The following is an 18,532-nucleotide window of genomic DNA, read 5'->3' on the forward strand; positions in this document are numbered from 1 at the left end:
CACTGCTCCGGAGGCCGCCGAGGAGGCTGCCCCGGCCGAGACCGAGGCCTGACCTCGTGCTCGCGGAGGCGCTGGAGCACCTCGTCCGGGGAGTCGTCGACCACCCGGACGACGTGTCCGTCCGTGACAAGCAGCTGCGACGCGGCTCGATCCTCGAGGTCAGGGTCAACCCCGCCGACCTCGGCAAGGTGATCGGCCGCGGCGGCCGCACCGCCACGGCGTTCCGCACCGTCGTCTCGGCCCTCGCCGGCCGCGACGGTGCCCGGGTCGACTTCGTGGACGTGGACCGGAGGCGCTAGCCACATCGGTGGTTGAGGTGCGAGCGCCAGCGAGCCTCGAAACCACGATCAACCATCAGGTGGTTGAGGTGCGAGCGCCAGCGAGCCTCGAAACCTCTCTCCACCACCAGATCCATCACAATGGGCACCGACCCTCCGGGGTCGGTGCCCATTCGTCATCCCAGCAGGAGCGTGAGCGTGGAGGACTACCTCGTCGTCGGCCGGATCGGGCGGCCGCACGGCCTGCGGGGCGAGGTCTCCGTGGAGCCGCGCACCGACGAGCCCGACCGCCGGTTCGCCGTCGGCTCGCGCCTGACCGCCGAGCGGAGCAGGCCCGGGGCAGCCGCCCCGGCTGCGTTCACCGTCAGCGGGATGCGCTGGCACTCGGGACGCCTGCTGCTGACGTTCGAGGAGATCGCCGACCGCAACGCTGCCGAGGACGCGCGCGGCACCCTCCTCGTCGTACCGGTCGACCCGGACGAGACGCCGGAGGACCCCGAGGAGTTCTACGACCACCAGCTGGTCGGTCTGTCGGTCGTGCTCGCCACCGGGGAGACCGTCGGCGAGCTGACCGAGGTCGTGCACGGCGCAGCGCAGGACCTGTTGGTCGTCGACGCGGGCGGGCGCGAGGTGCTGGTGCCGTTCGTCTCCGCGCTGGTGCCCGAGGTGGACCTCGAGGGGCGCCGGGTCGTCGTCGACGACCGCCCGGGCCTGTTCGCCGCTGAGGAGAGCACGAGCTGATGCGGATCGACGTCATCTCGATCTTCCCGGCCTACCTGGCGCCCCTGGACCTGTCCCTGCCCGGCAAGGCCCGCGACAAGGGCCTGCTCGACATCGCTGTCCACGACCTGAGGGACTGGACCCACGACCGCCACCACACCGTCGACGACACGCCGTACGGCGGCGGCGCCGGCATGGTGATGAAGCCCGAGCCCTGGGGAGAGGCGTTGGACGCCGTGGCGCCGGTCGTCGCCGGCGGGCGCAGTGCGGCGACGCTCGTGGTGCCGACGCCCTCGGGGCTGCCGTTCAGCCAGCAGGTGGCCGCCGACCTGGCGACGCGCGACCACCTGGTCTTCGCCTGCGGCCGTTACGAGGGCATCGACCAGCGGGTCCTCGACCACGCGGCCTCGCGGATGGAGGTCCGGGAGATCTCGCTCGGCGACTACGTGCTCAACGGCGGCGAGGTCGCCGCCCTCGTGGTGATCGAGGCCGTCGCGCGGCTGCTGCCGGGGTTCATGGGCAACGCCGAGTCGCTGGTCGAGGAGTCCCACCAGGACGGCCTGCTGGAGTACCCCGTCTACACCAAGCCGGCCGCGTGGCGGGGGCTGGAGGTCCCCGACGTGCTGCTGTCGGGCGACCACGGGCGGATCGCGGCGTGGCGGCGCGAGCAGGCGCTGCGGCGTACGGCGGAGCGGCGGCCCGACCTGCGGCACCCGGCCGAGCTCCTCGACGACGTCGAGATCCGGCCGGCCGAGCCGGCCGACGCGGGGGAGCTGTTCACCCTGCAGCGGGCGTGCTGGGTGCAGGAGATGCAGGCCAACCCGGGGGTGGTCATCCCGGCGCTCGAGGAGTCCTTCGACGACCTCCGGCGGTGGCTCGCGACCGACACCGTGCTCGTGGCCCGCTCCGCCGGCCGGTTGGTCGGCGCCGTCCGCGCGCGCCTGCACCCCCGGTCGGAGGGCGACGTGTGGGACATCGGCCGGCTCATGGTCGCGCCCGACCTCCAGGGCCGCGGTCTCGGCCGGGTGCTGCTCACGCGCATCGAGGAGCGGGCGCCCGCCACCGCCACCCTCTTCGAGCTGTTCACCGGGGCCGGCAGCGCGCGGAACCAGAAGATGTACCGGAAGGCCGGCTACCGGCTCCGCGGGGAGGCGGAGCCGGGGGCGGTCGTCCTCACCAAGCGTCCGGCCCGCGGCTGAGGGACGCAGACGGCCCCGATTTCCGTTCCCGCGGCGTTCTCTGGCAGACTTGCTCCTCGGCCCAGTCGGCCACGATCGTCCGGAGCACACCTGCGGAGATCCGCGCGAGCACCTGCCACAGGGGGCGCAGCGCGCGGCCACCAGACTGGCGCCCACGCTGATCATCACCATCGTCCGCGGCTGACCTGTGGCACTCGCGAGGAGACACCATGACCAACGTCATCGACACGCTCAATGCCGCCGCCCTTCGCGACGACGTCCCGGCCTTCCGCGCCGGCGACACCGTCAAGGTCCACGTGAAGGTCGTCGAGGGCAACCGCTCCCGCGTCCAGGTCTTCCAGGGCGTCGTGATCCGCGTGCAGGGCTCGGGCGTCGGCCGGACCTTCACGGTCCGCAAGGTCTCCTTCGGCGTCGGCGTCGAGCGCACCTTCCCGCTGAACTCCCCGATCTTCGAGAAGATCGAGGTCGTCACGCGCGGTGACGTCCGCCGGGCGAAGCTGTACTACCTGCGCAACCTGCGCGGCAAGGCTGCCAAGATCAAGGAGCGGCGCGAGGCCTGAGCCCCGCCACGCTCGACGAAATGCACCGAGCGTTGGGACGCACCGTTAGGCTCCGCTCGTGACCGACTCTGCCCCGGCCGCCGGGACACCCTCGGAGGAGAAGAAGAAGGAGTCCCTGCCGGTCTGGCAGGAGAGCCTGCTCCTCCTCGCGATCGCCCTCGTGCTCGCGATCGGCATCAAGTACTTCTTCGTCCAGGCGTTCTACATCCCGTCGCCGTCGATGGAGCCGATGTTCATCAAGAACGACCGGATCCTGGTGCAGAAGGTGTCCTACTGGGGCGACAAGGGCCCGCGGCGCGGTGACATCGTGGTCTTCAAGGACCCCGGCGACTGGCTCAACGCCGACGAGACCCGTACGGCGAGCAACCCGGTCACGAAGACCCTCGAGGCGGTCGGCCTCTACCCCTCGGGCGGACACCTGGTGAAGCGGGTGATCGGGATCGGCGGCGACCGGGTGAAGTGCTGCGACGCCCAGGGCCGGGTCACGGTGAACGGCAAGGCGCTCGACGAGACGTCGTACCTGCCGAAGGGCACGCTGCCCTCCGAGGACCCCTTCGACGTGCGCGTCCCGGACGGGCACCTGTGGGTCATGGGCGACAACCGGAGCAACTCCGCGGACTCGCGCTACCACATGGGTGAGCCGGGTGGCGGGTTCGTCGCGGACGATCTGGTGGTCGGCAAGGTCTGGGCTCTGATCTGGCCGTGGAAGCGCGCAGAATGGGTGCACCGGCCCTCCACCTTCAAGGGCATCCCCAACCCCTCGTGACCGCAGTGAGACGCAACCAGTGAGAAGCCCGCGATGAGCACCCTCCCTCGTGGCTCCACGATCCGGCGCGACGCCGGGTTGTACGGCTACGAGCGCGCTCTTCGTCGGGCAGGGCTCGCTCCGGTCGCCGGCGTCGACGAGGCCGGCCGCGGGGCCTGCGCGGGGCCGCTGGTCGCCGCCGCGGCGATCCTGCCCGAGGGCAAGGCCGGGCTGGTGCCCGAGCTCGCCGACTCCAAGCTGCTCACCGCGAAGGCCCGCGAGCGCTGCTACGCCCAGGTCACCCGGCGGGCGCTGGCCTGGTCGGTCGTCGTGGTCGAGTCCGAGGAGTGCGACCGGCTCGGCATGCACGTGGCGAACGTCGAGGCCCTGCGGCGCGCCCTGGCGCGCCTGGAGGTGCGGCCCGAGTACGTGCTCACCGACGGGTTCCCGGTCGACGGCCTCGGCGTACCGGGCCTGGCGATGTGGAAGGGCGACCGCGTCGCGGCCTGCATCTCGGCTGCGTCGGTGATCGCCAAGGTCACCCGCGACCGGATCATGATGCAGCTGCACGAGGAGTGGCCGGAATACGATTTCGCCACCCACAAGGGCTACATCACCGAGGAGCACTCCGGCGCGCTGGCCGAGCACGGCCCGTGTCCGATCCACCGGATGCGGTTCGTCAACGTACGCCGGGCCGCGGGTGTCCTGGACGCCGAGCCGATCAGTCTCGAGCCACAGCTCGAGCTCGAGATGGAAGGTCTGTCATGAGCGCGGAGGACCTGGAGAAGTACGAGACCGAGATGGAGCTGACGCTCTACCGGGAGTACCGCGACGTCGTCGGCATCTTCAAGTACGTCGTCGAGACCGACCGGCGCTTCTACCTGTGCAACCAGGTCGACGTGAAGGCCCGCACCGAGGCCGGCGACGTCTTCTTCGAGGTCTCGATGACCGACGCCTGGGTGTGGGACATGTACCGCCCGGCGCGGTTCGCCAAGAACGTCAAGGTGCTGACCTTCAAGGACGTCAACGTCGAGGAGCTGAACCAGTCCGACGACATCGAGGTCCCGAAGGCCTGAGCGTCGGCGGCGCCCGGCTCAGCGGTCGAGCGAGGCCGGGCTGGGGTCGCTGGTGAGGTTGGTGCTGGTCGCGTTCGTGACCGAGATCCCGCTGCCGTTGCCGACCCCGTCGGCCGACCTGACCACGACCGGACCGCCGCTGACGCCGAACTTCGAGGTGCCGTTGAAGGTCATCGACGCGTTCGGTGCGTAGATCCCGCCGGTGACCTCGGTGCCGCCGTTGCCCTGCAGCTCGAGAGCGTTGGGGTTCTTGCGGTCGTAGATGATCGCGAACCCGGTGTAGCCGGGCGCCCCGGCCGCGATGCTCAGCGCGCCGTTCTTGGCGTCCAGGCGGCCGCCCGTCCCGGCGACGTCGGTGTCGAGGCAGGCACGCACCGCAGCGGTCGTGCCGCAGGTGAAGTAGAGCGTGACCCCGCCGGAGCTCTTCAGCAGCGAGTGGTTCCCCTCCTGCCACAGCCCGGTGATCACGTAGAGGCCCGGGGCGAGCGTGCAGGTGTCGTTGTTGCCGAGCGAGACGTTGCCGTAGACGCCGGGCTGGATGGTCGCGTTGCAGCCGGCGACGTTGCCGCGGACCTGCGCCGGCGTGGCCGGCATGGCCAGGGAGGCGAACGGGTCGGCGAACGGCGCCGTCTGCTGCGGGTGCGGTGAGTAGTTGGAGCTCGTGATCGTGTCGGGGTCCAGACCGTTGACCGTCCCGGCGACGAGGATGCCGCCCGCGGTCCAGAAGGAGTTCGGCCCCGAGGTGATGCTGCCGTCGACGGCGATCGAGGCGGCCGAGACGGTGAAGTCGGAGTTGTTGGTGTCGACGTCGCCGAGGAAGCAGAGGGCGCACGACCCGGAGACCGGGCTGGCGACGACGGCGCGCGCCTGCGTCGAGATCGTGTAGGTGCTCACGCCGTACACCGCGCCGAAGCCGGCCCGCACGGCCTGGGACGGCATGACGACGCGCACCTTCGTCGGCGAGGTCGCTGCGTCGAAGGAGATGCACTGGTTGCCCGGATCGGGCTTGTAGGTCTGGGCCCCGGCGTCGACGCAGCCGGACCAGCCCGTCGCCGAGTCGACCCCGAAGTTCTTCTGCGCGTACGTCTTGGCTGCCGCCACCGCGCCGACGAAGTCAGGGGTGCCGGTCATGTCCGGGTAGAGCGCCGTCGCTGCGGCCAGCGCCGAGGCGTCAGACGCGATCTGCGAGGCCTGCTTCGTGTCGCGTGCCAGGCCGAGGTCGACGACCAGGGCGGCGATCCCGAACAGCACGACGCACGTGACCAGCGCGACCAGGATCGCGATCACGCCGCTCTCGTCGGTACGCCGGCGGCTCACGTGCACCACGACCACCCGTCCCCGCTCGGGTCGGTGTCGGTGGCCGGGAACGTCCCCGTGGGCGCCGGCGTGTCCACCTCGATCGCCATCTGGGTCTTGGCCCGGACGTAGCCGCCGTTGGGGACCGGCACGAGCCCGCCGGCCGCGACGGACTTCACGATCGCGCAGACCAGCAGCGGCTTGCCCTTGGTCCAGCCGGACGGCGTGACCACCCGTGCGGCGATGGTCCCGGTCACGGGCGCCACCTGGTCCTTGGTGTAGCACTTGATCAGGGCGGCGGTCGTGGTCGCGCCGGTGCAGGCCGGGACGGTCTGCACGACCCCGGTGCGCGCACCCTGACGGACGCCCTGGCGGACCTGCAGGTAGTCGTTGAACAGCAGGCCGTACTGGATCATCCCGAAGAGCAGCGGGAAGACGAACACCGCGACGAGGGCGAACTCGACCGCGGATGCTCCCTCGCTCGCGGACGGTCCACGGCGGGCGGGTCCCCGTGCCGCCCGTCGTGCTGGCTCTCCCATGACCGTCCTGCCCCCGTCGAACGTTGCCGCTGCGTCGCGGGCGCTCCCACACCGCTCGCCGCGCGTGGTCCGAGGGGCTCGGACCCGGCACCACTGAGTCTGGTCGGGACCGGGGGAGGGCACATCCGCTGTTCGGCCGACGTACTCGAGGCAGGGGGGCTGTCCGTTTCGGCACGTTCGGTCAGGTGGCCATCGGCCGGTCGGTCAGCGACGTCTAGACCAAAAGTCCCAAACGTGAGACCTGGCGGTCGAATCGTCGTTATTGTGAGCATCCGGGCCGAGAGCGCTGGGTCTCTGGGCTGTACCACGATGTCTTTTGGGGGATCGTCGATGGCAGCGAGGCGATCGCGCGATGACCGCGGCGCGGCGGCTGTCGAGTTCGCCCTCATCGCGCCGTTCCTCTTCATGCTTCTCTTCGGCATGATCACGACCGGTCTCGCCTACAACGACCACGTCGCGGTCGCCAATGCGGTGCGGGAGGGCGCCCGGCTCGGGTCTGCCCTCGACTACACCCAGGGTGGTTGGGCCACGTCGGTGCGCGACCGCGTGAAGCAGACCTACTTCAACTCCGGCTCGACGCTCACCGACGCCCAGATCTGCGTCAAGATCGTCGACAGCACGCACAACAACGCCAACAGCTCGAACTCCTGGACGGGAGCCAGCTGCGGGACGGCCCCGGACCTGACCAGCTTCACGATGGCCACCGGCAGCTGTGCCGTCGTGGTGTGGGTGAAGAAGCCCGAGACCATCTTGCTGGTGGTCGCCCCCACGCTGAGCTTCGACATCGGGGCGAAGTCAGTGACCTACTACGGCAGGACCCAGGGGTCATGCACGGCGTCGTGAGCCGGCCCCGGGCAGCGGTTCGGTCGCTGCGTCCGCAGCGGCGCCGCGACGAGCAGGGTGTGGTCGCAGTCGTCGCCGCCATCAGCGTCACGTTGCTCCTCATGTGCGCGGCCCTGGTGCTCGACTTCGGCCTGGTGCGGGTCGACCGGCAGATCGACAAGTCGGTCGCCGACTCGGCGGCGATCGCCGGCATGCACGGCCTCATCGCCGGCGACAGCAAGCCCCATCCGTTCATGGGTGTGTGCAGTGCGCTGCGCTACCTGCAGCAGAACAACGACCGCTTCAGCGGGCTCACCGACTCCAGCGGGACCTGGACGACGGGCGCGACGCCGGCGGTCGCGGCGCAGAACGGCTGCACCAGTGTCACGGCCCAGGCGCAGACGTGCACGGCGAACACCCCGTCGACCTGGGCGAAGTTCGCCTGGACAGGCTCTCTGGACGGCAAGCCGCTGACCGTCACGATCCAGAGCGGCTACCTGCTGACGGCGACCACGGGCTGGAACGAGGACGCCCTGTCGGCGGCGGCCGCGGACCTGGGCGACTCCGCCCAGGGCGGCTGCGACCAGCTTTCCGTGACGATCGCGCAGAGCCGCAGGCCCGGCCTGGGCAGCCTCGCGACCGGGTCCGACCTGCAGACCGCGGTCCGCACGGTCGCCCGCGTGAAGAAGGGTCCGGGGGGATATGCCCCGGCGATGTTGCTGCTCAAGCAGACCGGCTGCAACATCCTCACCGCGGGCTCCTCGGCCGGCGGGTCGCAGATCAAGGTGGCCGGCGTCTACTCCACGGCCAACGGACTGTCGCAGCCCGGCACGATCCACTCCGACTCCGACGGCTCGGGTTGCGGCAGCAACGAGAACATCTTCACCGGGCAGGCGAACTCCGGGATCGTCGCGTACGCCGCACCGCTGTCCACCGGTGCCGTGGACACGTCCAAGCCCGGCCAGATCACCGCCTACGCGGCGAACCTGGGCCTCAGCGGCTCCGTGCTGCGTGACTCCGACAGCAACGTGTGCGGTTCGCTCGGTCTCTACCCCGGCGGCACCTGTCCCGGTAAGACCGTCACCGGCCGCGCGCAGGTCTTCCGCCAGCCGGTGGACGAGCGCTACCTCTCTGCGGTGCAGACCATGCGCGACAACGCCAATACCGCGTTCGCGGCCGCTTCGTCCTGGCCGTTGAGGCTGAACAACTGCACCCCGACCGCGGCCCAGCTCACCGCCCTGAACCTGACCCTGACCGCCAGCTCGCAGCTCTACATCAACTGCAACGCGAACAGCGGCTTCAACCCCTCGCCGGCCGTGGCCACCATCAACGCCGGGACGATCGTGTTCTCCGGGACGGTCAAGCCGAGTGGAGTCCTGAAGCTGCCGAACGCCACCCACGTGTACGTCGCCGGCGACAGTGGTGACGCATTCTCACTGGGCAACGGCAGCACCTTCAGCATGCACACCGGGGCGTCGGACGCGAACGTCTCCGGGGGCCTGTGCTCGAACGCCGCGACCAACGTCGCGAACAAGGCAGTCCTGGTCGTCCAGAACGGCGACTTCAAGCAGACCGGTGGCACGATCCAGCTGTGCTACACCACGGTGCTGATGATGGGTGGACAGACCAACGCCTGCATGCCGTCGGCACCGAGCACGGCAGCCCCGAACCCGACAACCCCGTGCGGCGGAAGCAACGGGACGGGTCAGTTCACCCAGACCGGAGGCAACGTCGACTGGACGGCGCCGAACCGGTACGACGCCATGATGCTGTCCGACGGAAACGCAGACCCGACGAAGTCGGGTGAGTGGGCCGATCCCGAGGGGCCCGAGGACCTCGGTCTCTGGAGCGAGAGCGGCGGTATCTCGAGCAACCCGAAGTACCAGATGACGGGCGGTGGCTCGGTGCACCTCGTCGGGGTGCTGATGGCGCCGAACGCCCAGCCGTTCATCCTGTCCGGTCAGTTCAACCAGACTCTCGTCAACGCCCAGTACGTGGTCAGCAGCATCCAGCTGAACAGCAACAACACGAGCATCAACATGTTGGTCGACCCGAACGCAGCCGTCACGGTGGGCACTCTCACGAGTGTCGGCCTCGTGCGCTGACGCCCCCCGTCCTGGGCTCTGGGACCATCGGCCGTCATCCGGGGCCGATCGGCCCTTGCGTCCCGGAGCGGACTGGTCTAGGCCAAACTAGACCAAAACGGACATTTCCCACATTTTCCCTTAGTCTCTCTGGTACGGGGGGGACCGGGGAGGACGTAGGGGATGTGCGCTCGTCGCGCAAGGCGTTCTGAGCGGGGGGCCATGGCGGTGGAATTCGCCTTGGTCTTCCCGATTGTGTTTGCGGTGATGCTCGGGGTCATCCAGTACGGCGTGTACTTCTGGGGTCGGTCGACGGCGGCGGCGAGTGCGCGCGAGTCGGCGCGCCAGCTCGCGGTCGGCACCGACTGGACGTGCAGCCACGACCAGGCGGTGGCCAACACCAACCGAGCCGGCAAGAACGTCGTGGTCACGCGGACCTACCTCAACGACGACAACGCCGCGAAGATCGGTGACCTCGTGCAGGTGACGGTGACCGCGAAGACGCTCGCTCCGTCGCTGCTCCCGGTGCCGGACAGTGGCGCGATCACCGAGGTCGCCACCGCCCGGGTGGAGAACATCCCGAGCACGCCGGTGGCCTGCTGATGCGGCGGACATCGATGCGGCGCTCGGCGCGGCAGGACGAGCGCGGTGCGGCGGCCCTCGAGGCGGCGTTCTTCCTCACCGTCGTGCTGATCCCGTTGCTGCTCGGCGTGATCACCTACGGGATGTACTTCTGGAAGGCCCAGCAGGTCGCGCCGCTCTCGCAGCGTCTCCCGCTGGACAGCATCGTCGGGCAGTTCAACTGCGCCCAGCTCGTCGACCGGGTGAAGACCACCGTGCAGAACGCGCTGCCCAGCCTCACCGGACTGGTGCAAGGCCCGTTGCCGCTGACCGCCATCGGCGTGAACGTCGTCAACGTGCTGCCCACGGTGGGCGTGGACGTCTCGGTCTCGATCACGATCCCGGGTGCCAGCTCGCTCGGCGGGCTGCTCCCGCTCCCCAACGGCGGTTCGATCGTCACCGAGGCGACGTACCGCCTCCAGAACGTCGAGCTCACCACGGCGGGGTGCTGACATGACCGTTCCGACCTTCCTGCTCCGGCACCTGCGGACGTCGCGGCGGCGCGACGAGCACGGGGTGATCGCGGTGGTCACCGCGATCGCCGCCACCGTGATGCTCGTCGCCGGCGCGCTCGCGATCGACCTGGGCAACACCTGGGCCCGTCGCGGCAACCTCCAGGGCCAGGCCGACCAGGCGGCGCTGTTTGCCGCGCAGTACCTGCCGGCCAACGACAGCGCGGGCCGCACCCGGGCCGCGAAGGCGGCGGCGTACTACATCGTCTGCCACCCGGTGCCGGGCCAGCGCGAGATCGACAGCTCGATCCCCGCCACCTGCCCGGCGAGTGCCAGCGACGCCTCCCTGGACACGTACGCCGCCCAGCTGCTGGCCTCGGGCAAGGTCACCTTCCCGACGATCGACAACAGCACCGGCACCTACGTCCAGGTGACCACGCCCCCCGCCCGGATCGACTTCGGCTTCGGGGTGGCCGCGGGCAAGCAGAGCTCGACCCAGGCGAAGTCCGCGACCGCGCACGTGGGAACGCCCGGGTCGGTGTCGCCGATGTCGCTGTCGCTGAACTGCCTGCTCAGTGCGGCGATCAACCTGCCGGGCGGCCTGGGCAGCTCGCTCAGCGGGCTCCTCCCGCTGAACTACATCGCGCCCGGACCGATCACCGTCGACAACGTGATCACGAAGTGGCCGTCGTCGGGCATGACCAAGAGCAACACGATCGGGATCGCCTCGCTGACGCCGGGCTCGGCCACCCAGAACATCGACCCGGGTCCGGGTCTGATGACCGGCGCCGGGCTCACGCTGCTCCAGCCGATGCGCCTCGTCTTCGCCCTGGGGGACCAGTCGGGAACCGCGGTGGGTTCGCTGCCGTACTCCGACATCACCGGTGTGAACCTGGTCGCCCTCACCGGCACCTTCACGGTGCCCGCGGCGGTGTACGACAAGGTCGGCACGTGGCAGGTCAAGCTCGCGGTCAAGCAGCTGGACGGCAGCTGGAAGTACAGCCAGCAGGACTACGCCTACCCGGTCAACATCCCGTCGGTGACCGCCGACCTGCTCGGCTGCGCCCGGCTGATCAAGACGCCGCGCGACCTGCAGGTGGGTACGCCGGGCAACCTCGACTACAGCCTCAAGGCGGGCCTGGACCACCCGCTGAACTACAACCCGAACATGCTCACGATCAACACCACGTCGATCACCAACGTGCAGAGCATGCTCAACGCCATCAACGCCGTCACCGCGCTGACCTCGTGCAACAACCAGCTGCCGAACATCTACGACAACGGCGGGGTCCATCCGACCGCGAACTGCGTGATGCCGGAGCAGGGTGCGAACACCTACAAGGAGTTCACCGACGGGATGCTCGGCGCGGTGGAGACCGTGCCCGCGGACAACTCCACCCATCAGTCGGCCTTCCAGGCGGCGGGCCGGCTGGTGTGCACCGACGAGAGTCCGTGCAAGCACTCCTTCACGCTGCCCGGCTTCCCGGGTGAGCAGATCAACGACGACCAGCTGATGGACTTCGTCAAGCCGGAACGGCGCAACCTGCTCACCGAGTCGATGTTCTTCAACCTGAGCACCTACCTGACGCCGGGCATCCCGGCGGTGACACCCGAGAGCGCGCTGACCTCGGACCTCTACGACTCGGCGCGCTTCATGTGGGTGCCGGTGATCTCCAGCCCGGTGGCGCCGAACAACGCGAACTACTACCCGATCCTCACCTGGCGACCGATCTTCGTCACCCAGTACGCCCCGCTGGGCATCGACTCGGTGGACATGGTCGCCGACCTGGTCGACAACTGGGTGAAGACCCTGCTGGGCATCGACCCGGCCAACGACCACGGCCTGCTCATGTCCGCGGACGGCACGACGCTGCGCGCGATGCGGTTCATGACGATCGAGCCGTCGGCGCTGCCCGCGGTTCCGCAGAACTACGACGGCCCGATCACGGACTACGTCGGCAGCGGGCCGAAGGTGGTCCGGCTCGTGCGCTGATGCCGGCCGCCAGGGGTCGATCTCGGCGACCCGGATACGCCCCCGGGCGTCCGTTCCGCATCCACTGCTGCCCCGTGGCGCTCGCCGCTCCACAGCGAACGCCCCGGGCGCGGCACGGGTAGCCGCTCCTCGGGTTCGCTGCTCGGCGGAGGTGGACCGATGAGCACAGGACGGCAGAACGGCGCCCTCGGCGCGTACGGCGAGCGCGTGGCGGCGCGCCACCTGGTCGAGGAAGGCCTGGAGCTGCTCGACCGCAACTGGCGGTGTGACGCCGGCGAGATCGACCTGGTCCTGCGCGACGGCGAGGTGCTGGTCTTCTGCGAGGTCAAGACGCGCACCGGCACGGCGTACGGGCACCCGCTGGAGGCGGTCGACGAGGTGAAGACCCGGCGCCTGGTCCACCTGGCTTCGCGGTGGATCGACGCCCACGGGGTCGTGCCCGCGGACGTCCGCTACGACGTGGTCGCGGTCCTCAAGTCGCCCCGAGGCGCCGCCGAGGTGGAGCACGTGCGGGGGCTGGGCTGATGTGGGCCAGCACCCGCACCGTGTCGTTGCAGGGAGCGGTGGGCCACGTGATCGACGTCCAGGTGGACGTCAGCCAGGGGCAGATCGCCACGAACCTGGTGGGGCGTGCGGACGCGTCGATCAACGAGGCCCGCGACCGCTGCCGAGCCGCGATCGAGAACAGCGGCTACCACTGGCCGACCAGCCGACGCATCACGATCCTGCTGTCCCCGGCCGACCTCCCGAAGCGTGGGCCGCACTTCGACCTGGGGATCGCCGTCGGCGTGCTCGCCGCCGGCGAGGAGGAGTTCCCGGCAGGAGCGCTCGACGACGTGGTGCTGATCGGTGAGCTGACGCTCGACGGGCGGCTGCGGTGCGTTCCCGGTGTGCTGCCCATGGTGATGTCGGCCTCGGCCCGCGGCATCACCCGGGTGATCGTCCCGGAGCCCCAGGTCGGAGAAGCCGCGCTGGTGCCGGGCGTCGAGGCGTACGGCGCCCGGTCGCTGCGCCAGGTGGTCGCCCTGCTCCGGGGCGAGCAGGAGATCCCGGAGGCGCCGCCGGTCGAGCCGCCGACCGGACAGCTGCTGCTGAGCTGGCGCGGCGAGGCCCGACTCGAGGACGTCGACCTCGTCGACGTGCTCGGCATGGAGGACGCGCGCTTCGCCCTCGAGGTGGCGGCCGTGGGCGGCCACCACCTGCTCCTCACCGGCCCGAAGGGGGCCGGCAAGACCACGCTCGCCGAACGGCTGCCGACGATCCTGCCGGACCTGACGCCCGAGGAGTCCCTCGAGCTCACCGCGATCCACTCCCTGTGCGGAGCGCTCCCGGCGGCGACCCCGGTGCTCACCCGACCGCCGTTCCGCGCGCCGCACCACTCCGCCTCGCGCGCGGGCATCCTCGGAGGAGGCAGCGGTCGAGTTCGCCCGGGTGAGGTGAGCAAGGCCCACCTCGGTGTGCTGTTCCTCGACGAGTTCCCGCTGCTTCCGAGCGACATCGTCGAGGCCCTCCGACAGCCGCTCGAGAGCGGCGAGATCACGATCGCCCGCGGTGACGAGGACGCCACCTATCCCGCTGCAGGGATGCTCGTGCTCGCGGCGAACCCGTGCCCCTGTGGCGAGTACCACCCCTACAGCCGCGACCACCGGTGCACCTGCGGCGAGGTGAAGCGTCGCGACTACCGGCGCAAGCTGTCCGGCCCGATCGCCGACCGGATCGACATCACCCGCTTCGTCGAGCCGGTCAAGCCGCACCAGCTGCGCGACCGGTTCGCGGCACCGGAGTCGTCGGCGACCGTGCTCGCCCGCGTGACCCTCGCACGGCAACGGCAGCGCGCCCGGTACGCCGACACTCCCTGGCGGCTGAACGCGCACGTCCCCGGACCGCTGCTCCGGGAGTGCTGGCCCCTCGACGCTGCCGCAGGACAGCGGCTCGACCAGGAGGTCTACGGCGGCGCCCTGACCCGGCGGGGCGCGACCCGGGTCCACCGCGTCAGCTGGTCGGTCGCGGACCTCCGCGGGATCGAGCGCCCCGGGCTCGACGAGCTCGAGGTCGCCCTCCGCCTGCGCGCTGCTGCCCCGCTGGACCTGGCCATGATCGGCGGCGCCGCGTGACGCGTGGGCCGCTCGACCCGGAACGCGCCGCGCGGGTGGTGCTGAGCCGCGTGGGCGAGCCGGGCGACCCGCGCCTCACCGGCCTCGTGGCCGAGCTCGGCGCGGTCACCGTCCTGGAGTCCCTGCGTGAGCAGGGCCTGGCCGGTCAGCTCAGGGAGGACCTGGCGGCCCGCCTCGAGCGGGTCGACCCGGTGGTGGAGCTGGAGCGGGCCGCCCGCCTGGGCATCCGGTTCCTGACCCCGGCCGACGACGAGTGGCCGCGTGGGGTGGACGACCTCGCGCACGGTCCGCTGCTGCACGAGCGCGGGGGAGTGCCGGTCGGGCTCTGGGCGAAGGGGTCCGCCCGCCTCGACTCGTCGACCGCGCGGTGCGTCGCCGTGGTGGGCTCGCGGTCGGCCACGACGTACGGCGCGGCCGTCGCCGGCGAGATCGCGGCGACCCTCGGTGCGGCCGGCCGCACCGTGGTCTCCGGCGCCGCCTTCGGGATCGACCAGGCCGCTCACCGGGGCGCGCTCGCCGTCGAGGGCCCCACGATCGCGGTCCTCGCGTGCGGGGTCGACCGGGCCTACCCTGCGGCCCACAAGCCTCTGCTCGACCACATCGCCGACGTCGGGGCGGTCGTGTCGGAGGCTGCGCCCGGGTGCGCCCCCACCCGGATCCGCTTCCTGGCCCGCAACCGCCTCATCGCCGCGATGTCCCAGGGCACGCTCGTGGTCGAGGCCGCGATCCGGAGCGGGGCGCTCAACACGGCCAACTGGGCAGCCAGCCTGAGCCGGACCCTCATGGGCGTCCCCGGGCCGGTGACGAGCGCACCCTCGGTGGGCGTGCACCAGCTGATCCGGGCGCGCGGCGCGTTGCTGGTCACCGACGGCCACGAGGTCCTCGAGGCGGTGTCACCGGCCGGTGAGCACACGGTCGCGTCGCTCCACGCGGAGCCGCACGCCCGCGACCTGCTCACCGCCGAGCAGCGTCAGGTGCTCGACGCCGTCCCGGTGCAGCGCGGCGCGGAGGCGGCGCAGATCGCCCGCACGGCCGGTGTGGCGGCCGTGCGGGTCACAGCCGCCCTGGGCGTCCTGAGTGCGGCCGGGCTGGTCGAGCACGCCGCCGGACGGTGGCGGCTCGCGTCCGGCGACCGGGATGCCGTCGCGCCTGCAGGATGACGCCCGCCCGGCTTCGTAGGCTGACGGGGTGCGCGACCTGCCCGAGGAGTTCGCGAGGGCGCTCGGAGAGTACGAGCGTCACCTCGTGTCCGAGCGCGACCTCACCTCCCACACCGTGCGTGCCTACCTCGGGGACGTCTCGGAGATGCTGGCGCACGCGGCTGCCCTGGGGCTCTCCTCGCTCGACGAGCTGGACGTGCGCACGCTGCGCAGCTGGCTGGCCAACCAGCAGGTGCGCGGCAAGGCGCGCACGACGATGGCGCGCCGGGCCACCGCGGTGAGGGTCTTCACGGCGTGGGTGCTTCGCACGGGACGAGCGCACTCCGACCCCGGTGCCCAGCTGGGCAGTCCCAAGGCGCACCGCCCGCTCCCGCTCGCGCTCGACGTGGCCGAGGCCCGGGCGCTGCTCGACGCTGCCGCCGCCTCGGCGGACGACGGCAGCCCGGTGGGGCTTCGCGACGCGGCCATCCTCGAGCTGCTCTACGCCACCGGGATCCGGGTGGGCGAGCTGTGCGGCCTCGACGTCGACGAGGTCGACCGAGCCCGCCGTGTCGTCCGGGTGTTCGGGAAGGGTCGCAAGGAGCGCACCGTGCCGTACGGCGTGCCGGCCGACGCGGCCCTCGGACGCTGGCTCGACCGGGGCCGCCCCGCGCTGGTCGTCCCCGGCGCCGGAGCCGCGCTCTTCGTCGGGGCGCGCGGCCGGCGGATCGACCAGCGCGCCGTGCGGGCCATGGTGCACCGTCGGCTCGGAGACGTGCCCGGCGCGCCCGACCTCGGCCCCCACGGCCTGCGGCACACCGCCGCCACCCACCTGCTCGAGGGGGGAGCCGACCTGCGCACCGTCCAGGAGCTGCTCGGCCATGCGTCGCTGGCGACCACGCAGATCTACACCCACGTCACCGCAGAACGGCTCCGAAAGGCATACCAGCTGGCGCACCCCAGGGCATGAGCACCAGCGACGCTACGAGCGGGAGCAGCCGCACCGGCGCGACGCCCAGCAGGGAGAGCGGGTCGAGGTAGACCTCGCCCCTGAGCAGGCCCCAGTGCAGGCAGGTCTGCGGGAAGCAGTGGCTCGTCCCGGTCTGGAGGTGGCCGATCACCCCGCCCGTGGGCACCACGGCGCCGACGGACACGGTGGGGTCCACCGGTTCGTAGGTGGTCCGGGTCTCGCCGTGGCTGACGACCACCACGCCGCGACCCGCCAGCGTGCCGGCGAAGGTCACCGTCCCGGCCAGCGCCGCGTGCACCTCCTGGCCCGGCCGGCCCAGCAGGTCGACCCCCCGGTGCCCGGCGCCCCACGGGTCGTCGGGCGGGTCGAACGGACGGATCACGCTCGGCTCGGGCTGGAGCGGCCACACCGCGGGTCCGGGGCCGTCGGCGCGCGCCTGGCCAGGGGCGGCGACGAGCACCGCGAGCAGACCGGCGACCAGGAGGAGGACTCTCATCGGGCCACCCTCGGGTCCGCGCGGCGCCTGCGGCCAGTGTCGGCGGCGCCGGCTGTGGACGGCCCCGGGCGGGCCGGTCCTGTGGACGCTCGCCGGCCGGGCGGAGCACCGGCCCTCGCGGCCGGGTCGCCCGTTTCGACACCGTCCGCGGCGACGGTTAGACTCACCTCCAGCAACCCGCACGGGTTGACTTCGCACGCCCGCACTCCGTGCCGGCCTCCAAGAGCAGCACAGCCCCCTGGGAGACCGGATCGCGCGGGTGAGGACCTTCAGTCCCGACCGGCCCCGGCCGCGAGGGTCCGGCCTCACGCAGGCGTCAGGGCAGGCCGACCGGCCTGCACGAACTGAAAACGGGACGGGCGCTCACACGTGCCCGGACCACTGACCAGGAGGCAAGACCGGCATGGCCGTCGTCACCATGCGCCAGCTCCTCGAGAGCGGCGTCCACTTCGGGCACCAGACCCGTCGCTGGAACCCGAAGATGAAGCGCTTCATCATGACCGAGCGCAACGGGATCTACATCATCGACCTGCAGCAGTCGCTGTCCTACATCGACTCCAGCTACGCGTTCATCAAGGACACCGTCGCCAAGGGCGGCACGATCATGTTCGTGGGCACCAAGAAGCAGGCCCAGGAGGCGATCGCCGAGCAGGCGACCCGCGTCGGCATGCCCTACGTGAACCAGCGCTGGCTGGGCGGCATGCTCACCAACTTCCAGACCATGCACCAGCGGATCAACCGCCTCAAGGAGCTCGACGAGATCGACTTCGAGCAGGTCGCCGGCTCCGGCCGCACCAAGAAGGAGCTCCTGCAGATGAAGCGGGAGCGCGACAAGCTCGACAAGACCCTCGGCGGCATCCGCGAGATGGGCCGTACGCCGTCCGCGGTCTGGATCGTCGACACCAACAAGGAGCACCTCGCCGTCGAGGAGGCGCGCAAGCTGCGCATCCCGATCATCGCGATCCTCGACTCCAACTGCGACCCGGACGTCGTCGACTACCCGATCCCGGGCAACGACGACGCCATCCGCGCCGTCGGGCTGCTCACCCGCGTGGTCGCGGACGCCGTGGCCGACGGGCTGATCGCGCGTTCGGGCGCGGGCAGCAAGGACGCCGAGGCCGACGCGAAGGCGATCGGCGCCGACGAGCCGCTGCCCGACTGGGAGCGTGCGCTGCTCGAGGGCGAGGCCGACAAGGCCGCGGTCGAGGCCACCGGGGGCGACGCCGCCACCGAGACCACGCCGGCCGCCGAGTCCACCGGTGCGGCCGCCGAGGCGCCCGAGGCTGCCGAGGTCGTGCCGGCCGACGCCGCCCCCGCCGAGGCCGCTGCCGAGCCCGCCGCTGCCGAGCCGGCCGCCGTCGAGACCACCGAGGCCGCTGTCGAGCCGGCCGCTGCCGAGACCACCGACGAGACGAAGGAGGACTGAGG

At 71.3% G+C, this 18,532-nt stretch carries 20 protein-coding genes; 17 read left to right on the forward strand and 3 right to left on the reverse strand.

Annotated elements, in window-relative coordinates:
* Positions 1-56: 56 nt before the first annotated feature.
* The 7 genes from EFL26_RS06550 to EFL26_RS06580 all read left to right on the forward strand — a co-directional run bounded on the left by EFL26_RS06550 (position 57) and on the right by EFL26_RS06580 (position 4,578).
* Positions 57-299, forward strand: coding sequence for an RNA-binding protein (locus EFL26_RS06550; RefSeq protein WP_123222080.1), 243 nt, complete (start codon positions 57-59; stop codon positions 297-299).
* Positions 300-419: 120 nt separating this feature from the next.
* A complete protein-coding gene (gene rimM / locus EFL26_RS06555; RefSeq protein WP_123222081.1) occupies positions 420-1,019 on the forward strand; it encodes a ribosome maturation factor RimM in 600 nt (199 codons plus the stop codon).
* Positions 1,019-2,197 carry a tRNA (guanosine(37)-N1)-methyltransferase TrmD gene (gene trmD, locus EFL26_RS06560; protein WP_123222082.1) on the forward strand — a complete coding sequence of 393 codons (1,179 nt, stop codon included), beginning with the start codon at positions 1,019-1,021 and terminating at the stop codon, positions 2,195-2,197. Before rimM ends, trmD begins: the two co-directional genes overlap by 1 nt.
* 209 nt (positions 2,198-2,406) lie before the next feature.
* On the forward strand, positions 2,407-2,757 hold the full coding sequence (gene rplS, locus EFL26_RS06565; protein WP_123222083.1) for a 50S ribosomal protein L19: 351 nt from the start codon (positions 2,407-2,409) through the stop codon (positions 2,755-2,757).
* A gap of 58 nt (positions 2,758-2,815) precedes the next feature.
* Positions 2,816-3,523, forward strand: coding sequence for a signal peptidase I (gene lepB, locus EFL26_RS06570; protein ID WP_246000052.1), 708 nt, complete (start codon positions 2,816-2,818; stop codon positions 3,521-3,523).
* A 33-nt stretch (positions 3,524-3,556) separates the two neighbouring features.
* A complete protein-coding gene (locus tag EFL26_RS06575) occupies positions 3,557-4,270 on the forward strand; it encodes a ribonuclease HII (RefSeq protein ID WP_123222084.1) in 714 nt (237 codons plus the stop codon).
* On the forward strand, positions 4,267-4,578 hold the full coding sequence (locus tag EFL26_RS06580; RefSeq protein WP_123222085.1) for a DUF2469 domain-containing protein: 312 nt from the start codon (positions 4,267-4,269) through the stop codon (positions 4,576-4,578). The genes EFL26_RS06575 and EFL26_RS06580 overlap by 4 nt, the downstream gene beginning before the upstream one ends.
* Positions 4,579-4,596: 18 nt before the next feature.
* On the opposite strand, the gene EFL26_RS06585 is transcribed toward EFL26_RS06580, so the two are convergent.
* Complete coding sequence (locus EFL26_RS06585) at positions 4,597-5,904, reverse strand: pilus assembly protein TadG-related protein (protein WP_183408062.1); 1,308 nt, start codon at positions 5,902-5,904, stop codon at positions 4,597-4,599.
* Complete coding sequence (locus EFL26_RS24100) at positions 5,892-6,413, reverse strand: TadE family protein (protein ID WP_183408063.1); 522 nt, start codon at positions 6,411-6,413, stop codon at positions 5,892-5,894. The genes EFL26_RS06585 and EFL26_RS24100 overlap by 13 nt, the downstream gene beginning before the upstream one ends.
* 330 nt (positions 6,414-6,743) lie before the next feature.
* On the opposite strand from EFL26_RS24100, the gene EFL26_RS06590 reads away from it, so the two are divergent.
* The 9 genes from EFL26_RS06590 (at position 6,744) to EFL26_RS06630 (ending at position 16,608) form a co-directional block, all read left to right on the forward strand.
* Complete coding sequence (locus EFL26_RS06590; RefSeq protein ID WP_183408064.1) at positions 6,744-7,256, forward strand: TadE/TadG family type IV pilus assembly protein; 513 nt, start codon at positions 6,744-6,746, stop codon at positions 7,254-7,256.
* Complete coding sequence (locus EFL26_RS06595; RefSeq protein ID WP_123222088.1) at positions 7,241-9,340, forward strand: Tad domain-containing protein; 2,100 nt, start codon at positions 7,241-7,243, stop codon at positions 9,338-9,340. The genes EFL26_RS06590 and EFL26_RS06595 overlap by 16 nt, the downstream gene beginning before the upstream one ends.
* A 201-nt stretch (positions 9,341-9,541) precedes the next feature.
* Positions 9,542-9,922: a TadE family protein gene (locus EFL26_RS06600; protein WP_183408065.1), complete on the forward strand. Its 381-nt coding sequence runs from the start codon at positions 9,542-9,544 to the stop codon at positions 9,920-9,922.
* 14 nt (positions 9,923-9,936) lie between these two features.
* Positions 9,937-10,392: a TadE/TadG family type IV pilus assembly protein gene (locus EFL26_RS06605; RefSeq protein ID WP_183408066.1), complete on the forward strand. Its 456-nt coding sequence runs from the start codon at positions 9,937-9,939 to the stop codon at positions 10,390-10,392.
* A gap of 1 nt (position 10,393) precedes the next feature.
* Positions 10,394-12,385, forward strand: a complete 1,992-nt coding sequence (locus EFL26_RS06610) for a pilus assembly protein TadG-related protein (protein ID WP_123222091.1) — start codon at positions 10,394-10,396, stop codon at positions 12,383-12,385.
* Positions 12,386-12,544: 159 nt separating this feature from the next.
* Complete coding sequence (locus EFL26_RS06615) at positions 12,545-12,910, forward strand: YraN family protein (RefSeq protein ID WP_123222092.1); 366 nt, start codon at positions 12,545-12,547, stop codon at positions 12,908-12,910.
* Entirely contained in the window at positions 12,910-14,499 is a 1,590-nt protein-coding gene (locus EFL26_RS06620; protein WP_123222093.1) for a YifB family Mg chelatase-like AAA ATPase, read from the forward strand. Before EFL26_RS06615 ends, EFL26_RS06620 begins: the two co-directional genes overlap by 1 nt.
* A complete protein-coding gene (gene dprA / locus EFL26_RS06625) occupies positions 14,496-15,659 on the forward strand; it encodes a DNA-processing protein DprA (protein ID WP_123222094.1) in 1,164 nt (387 codons plus the stop codon). The genes EFL26_RS06620 and dprA overlap by 4 nt, the downstream gene beginning before the upstream one ends.
* Before the next feature lie 28 nt (positions 15,660-15,687).
* Positions 15,688-16,608: a tyrosine recombinase XerC gene (locus EFL26_RS06630; RefSeq protein WP_123222095.1), complete on the forward strand. Its 921-nt coding sequence runs from the start codon at positions 15,688-15,690 to the stop codon at positions 16,606-16,608.
* On the opposite strand, the gene EFL26_RS06635 is transcribed toward EFL26_RS06630, so the two are convergent.
* Positions 16,556-17,104: a murein hydrolase activator EnvC family protein gene (locus tag EFL26_RS06635; RefSeq protein WP_123222096.1), complete on the reverse strand. Its 549-nt coding sequence runs from the start codon at positions 17,102-17,104 to the stop codon at positions 16,556-16,558. The two genes, EFL26_RS06630 and EFL26_RS06635, sit on opposite strands and share 53 nt — an antisense overlap.
* Before the next feature lie 403 nt (positions 17,105-17,507).
* Between EFL26_RS06635 and rpsB the strand changes: the two genes are divergently transcribed.
* Complete coding sequence (gene rpsB / locus EFL26_RS06640; protein ID WP_123222097.1) at positions 17,508-18,530, forward strand: 30S ribosomal protein S2; 1,023 nt, start codon at positions 17,508-17,510, stop codon at positions 18,528-18,530.
* Positions 18,531-18,532 lie beyond the last annotated feature (2 nt).

It is taken from the genome of Nocardioides pocheonensis, assembly GCF_003725535.1.
In the GTDB taxonomy this organism is placed as follows: Bacteria; Actinomycetota; Actinomycetes; order Propionibacteriales; family Nocardioidaceae; genus Marmoricola; species Marmoricola pocheonensis.

What these genes read in the sequence shown, in the direction of transcription:
- EFL26_RS06610 (WP_123222091.1), top strand. Translation starts at nt 10,394, where the DNA reads ATGACCGTTCCGACCTTCCTGCTCCGGCACCTGCGGACGTCGCGGCGG.
- EFL26_RS06605 (WP_183408066.1), top strand. Translation starts at nt 9,937, where the DNA reads ATGCGGCGCTCGGCGCGGCAGGACGAGCGCGGTGCGGCGGCCCTCGAG.
- rplS (WP_123222083.1), top strand. Translation starts at nt 2,407, where the DNA reads ATGACCAACGTCATCGACACGCTCAATGCCGCCGCCCTTCGCGACGAC.
- rimM (WP_123222081.1), top strand. Translation starts at nt 420, where the DNA reads ATGGGCACCGACCCTCCGGGGTCGGTGCCCATTCGTCATCCCAGCAGG.
- EFL26_RS06615 (WP_123222092.1), top strand. Translation starts at nt 12,545, where the DNA reads ATGAGCACAGGACGGCAGAACGGCGCCCTCGGCGCGTACGGCGAGCGC.
- EFL26_RS06590 (WP_183408064.1), top strand. Translation starts at nt 6,744, where the DNA reads ATGGCAGCGAGGCGATCGCGCGATGACCGCGGCGCGGCGGCTGTCGAG.
- rpsB (WP_123222097.1), top strand. Translation starts at nt 17,508, where the DNA reads ATGGCCGTCGTCACCATGCGCCAGCTCCTCGAGAGCGGCGTCCACTTC.
- EFL26_RS06580 (WP_123222085.1), top strand. Translation starts at nt 4,267, where the DNA reads ATGAGCGCGGAGGACCTGGAGAAGTACGAGACCGAGATGGAGCTGACG.
- trmD (WP_123222082.1), top strand. Translation starts at nt 1,019, where the DNA reads ATGCGGATCGACGTCATCTCGATCTTCCCGGCCTACCTGGCGCCCCTG.
- EFL26_RS06600 (WP_183408065.1), top strand. Translation starts at nt 9,542, where the DNA reads ATGGCGGTGGAATTCGCCTTGGTCTTCCCGATTGTGTTTGCGGTGATG.
- EFL26_RS24100 (WP_183408063.1), bottom strand. Translation starts at nt 6,413, where the DNA reads ATGGGAGAGCCAGCACGACGGGCGGCACGGGGACCCGCCCGCCGTGGA.
- EFL26_RS06575 (WP_123222084.1), top strand. Translation starts at nt 3,557, where the DNA reads ATGAGCACCCTCCCTCGTGGCTCCACGATCCGGCGCGACGCCGGGTTG.
- EFL26_RS06620 (WP_123222093.1), top strand. Translation starts at nt 12,910, where the DNA reads ATGTGGGCCAGCACCCGCACCGTGTCGTTGCAGGGAGCGGTGGGCCAC.
- EFL26_RS06595 (WP_123222088.1), top strand. Translation starts at nt 7,241, where the DNA reads ATGCACGGCGTCGTGAGCCGGCCCCGGGCAGCGGTTCGGTCGCTGCGT.
- EFL26_RS06635 (WP_123222096.1), bottom strand. Translation starts at nt 17,104, where the DNA reads ATGAGAGTCCTCCTCCTGGTCGCCGGTCTGCTCGCGGTGCTCGTCGCC.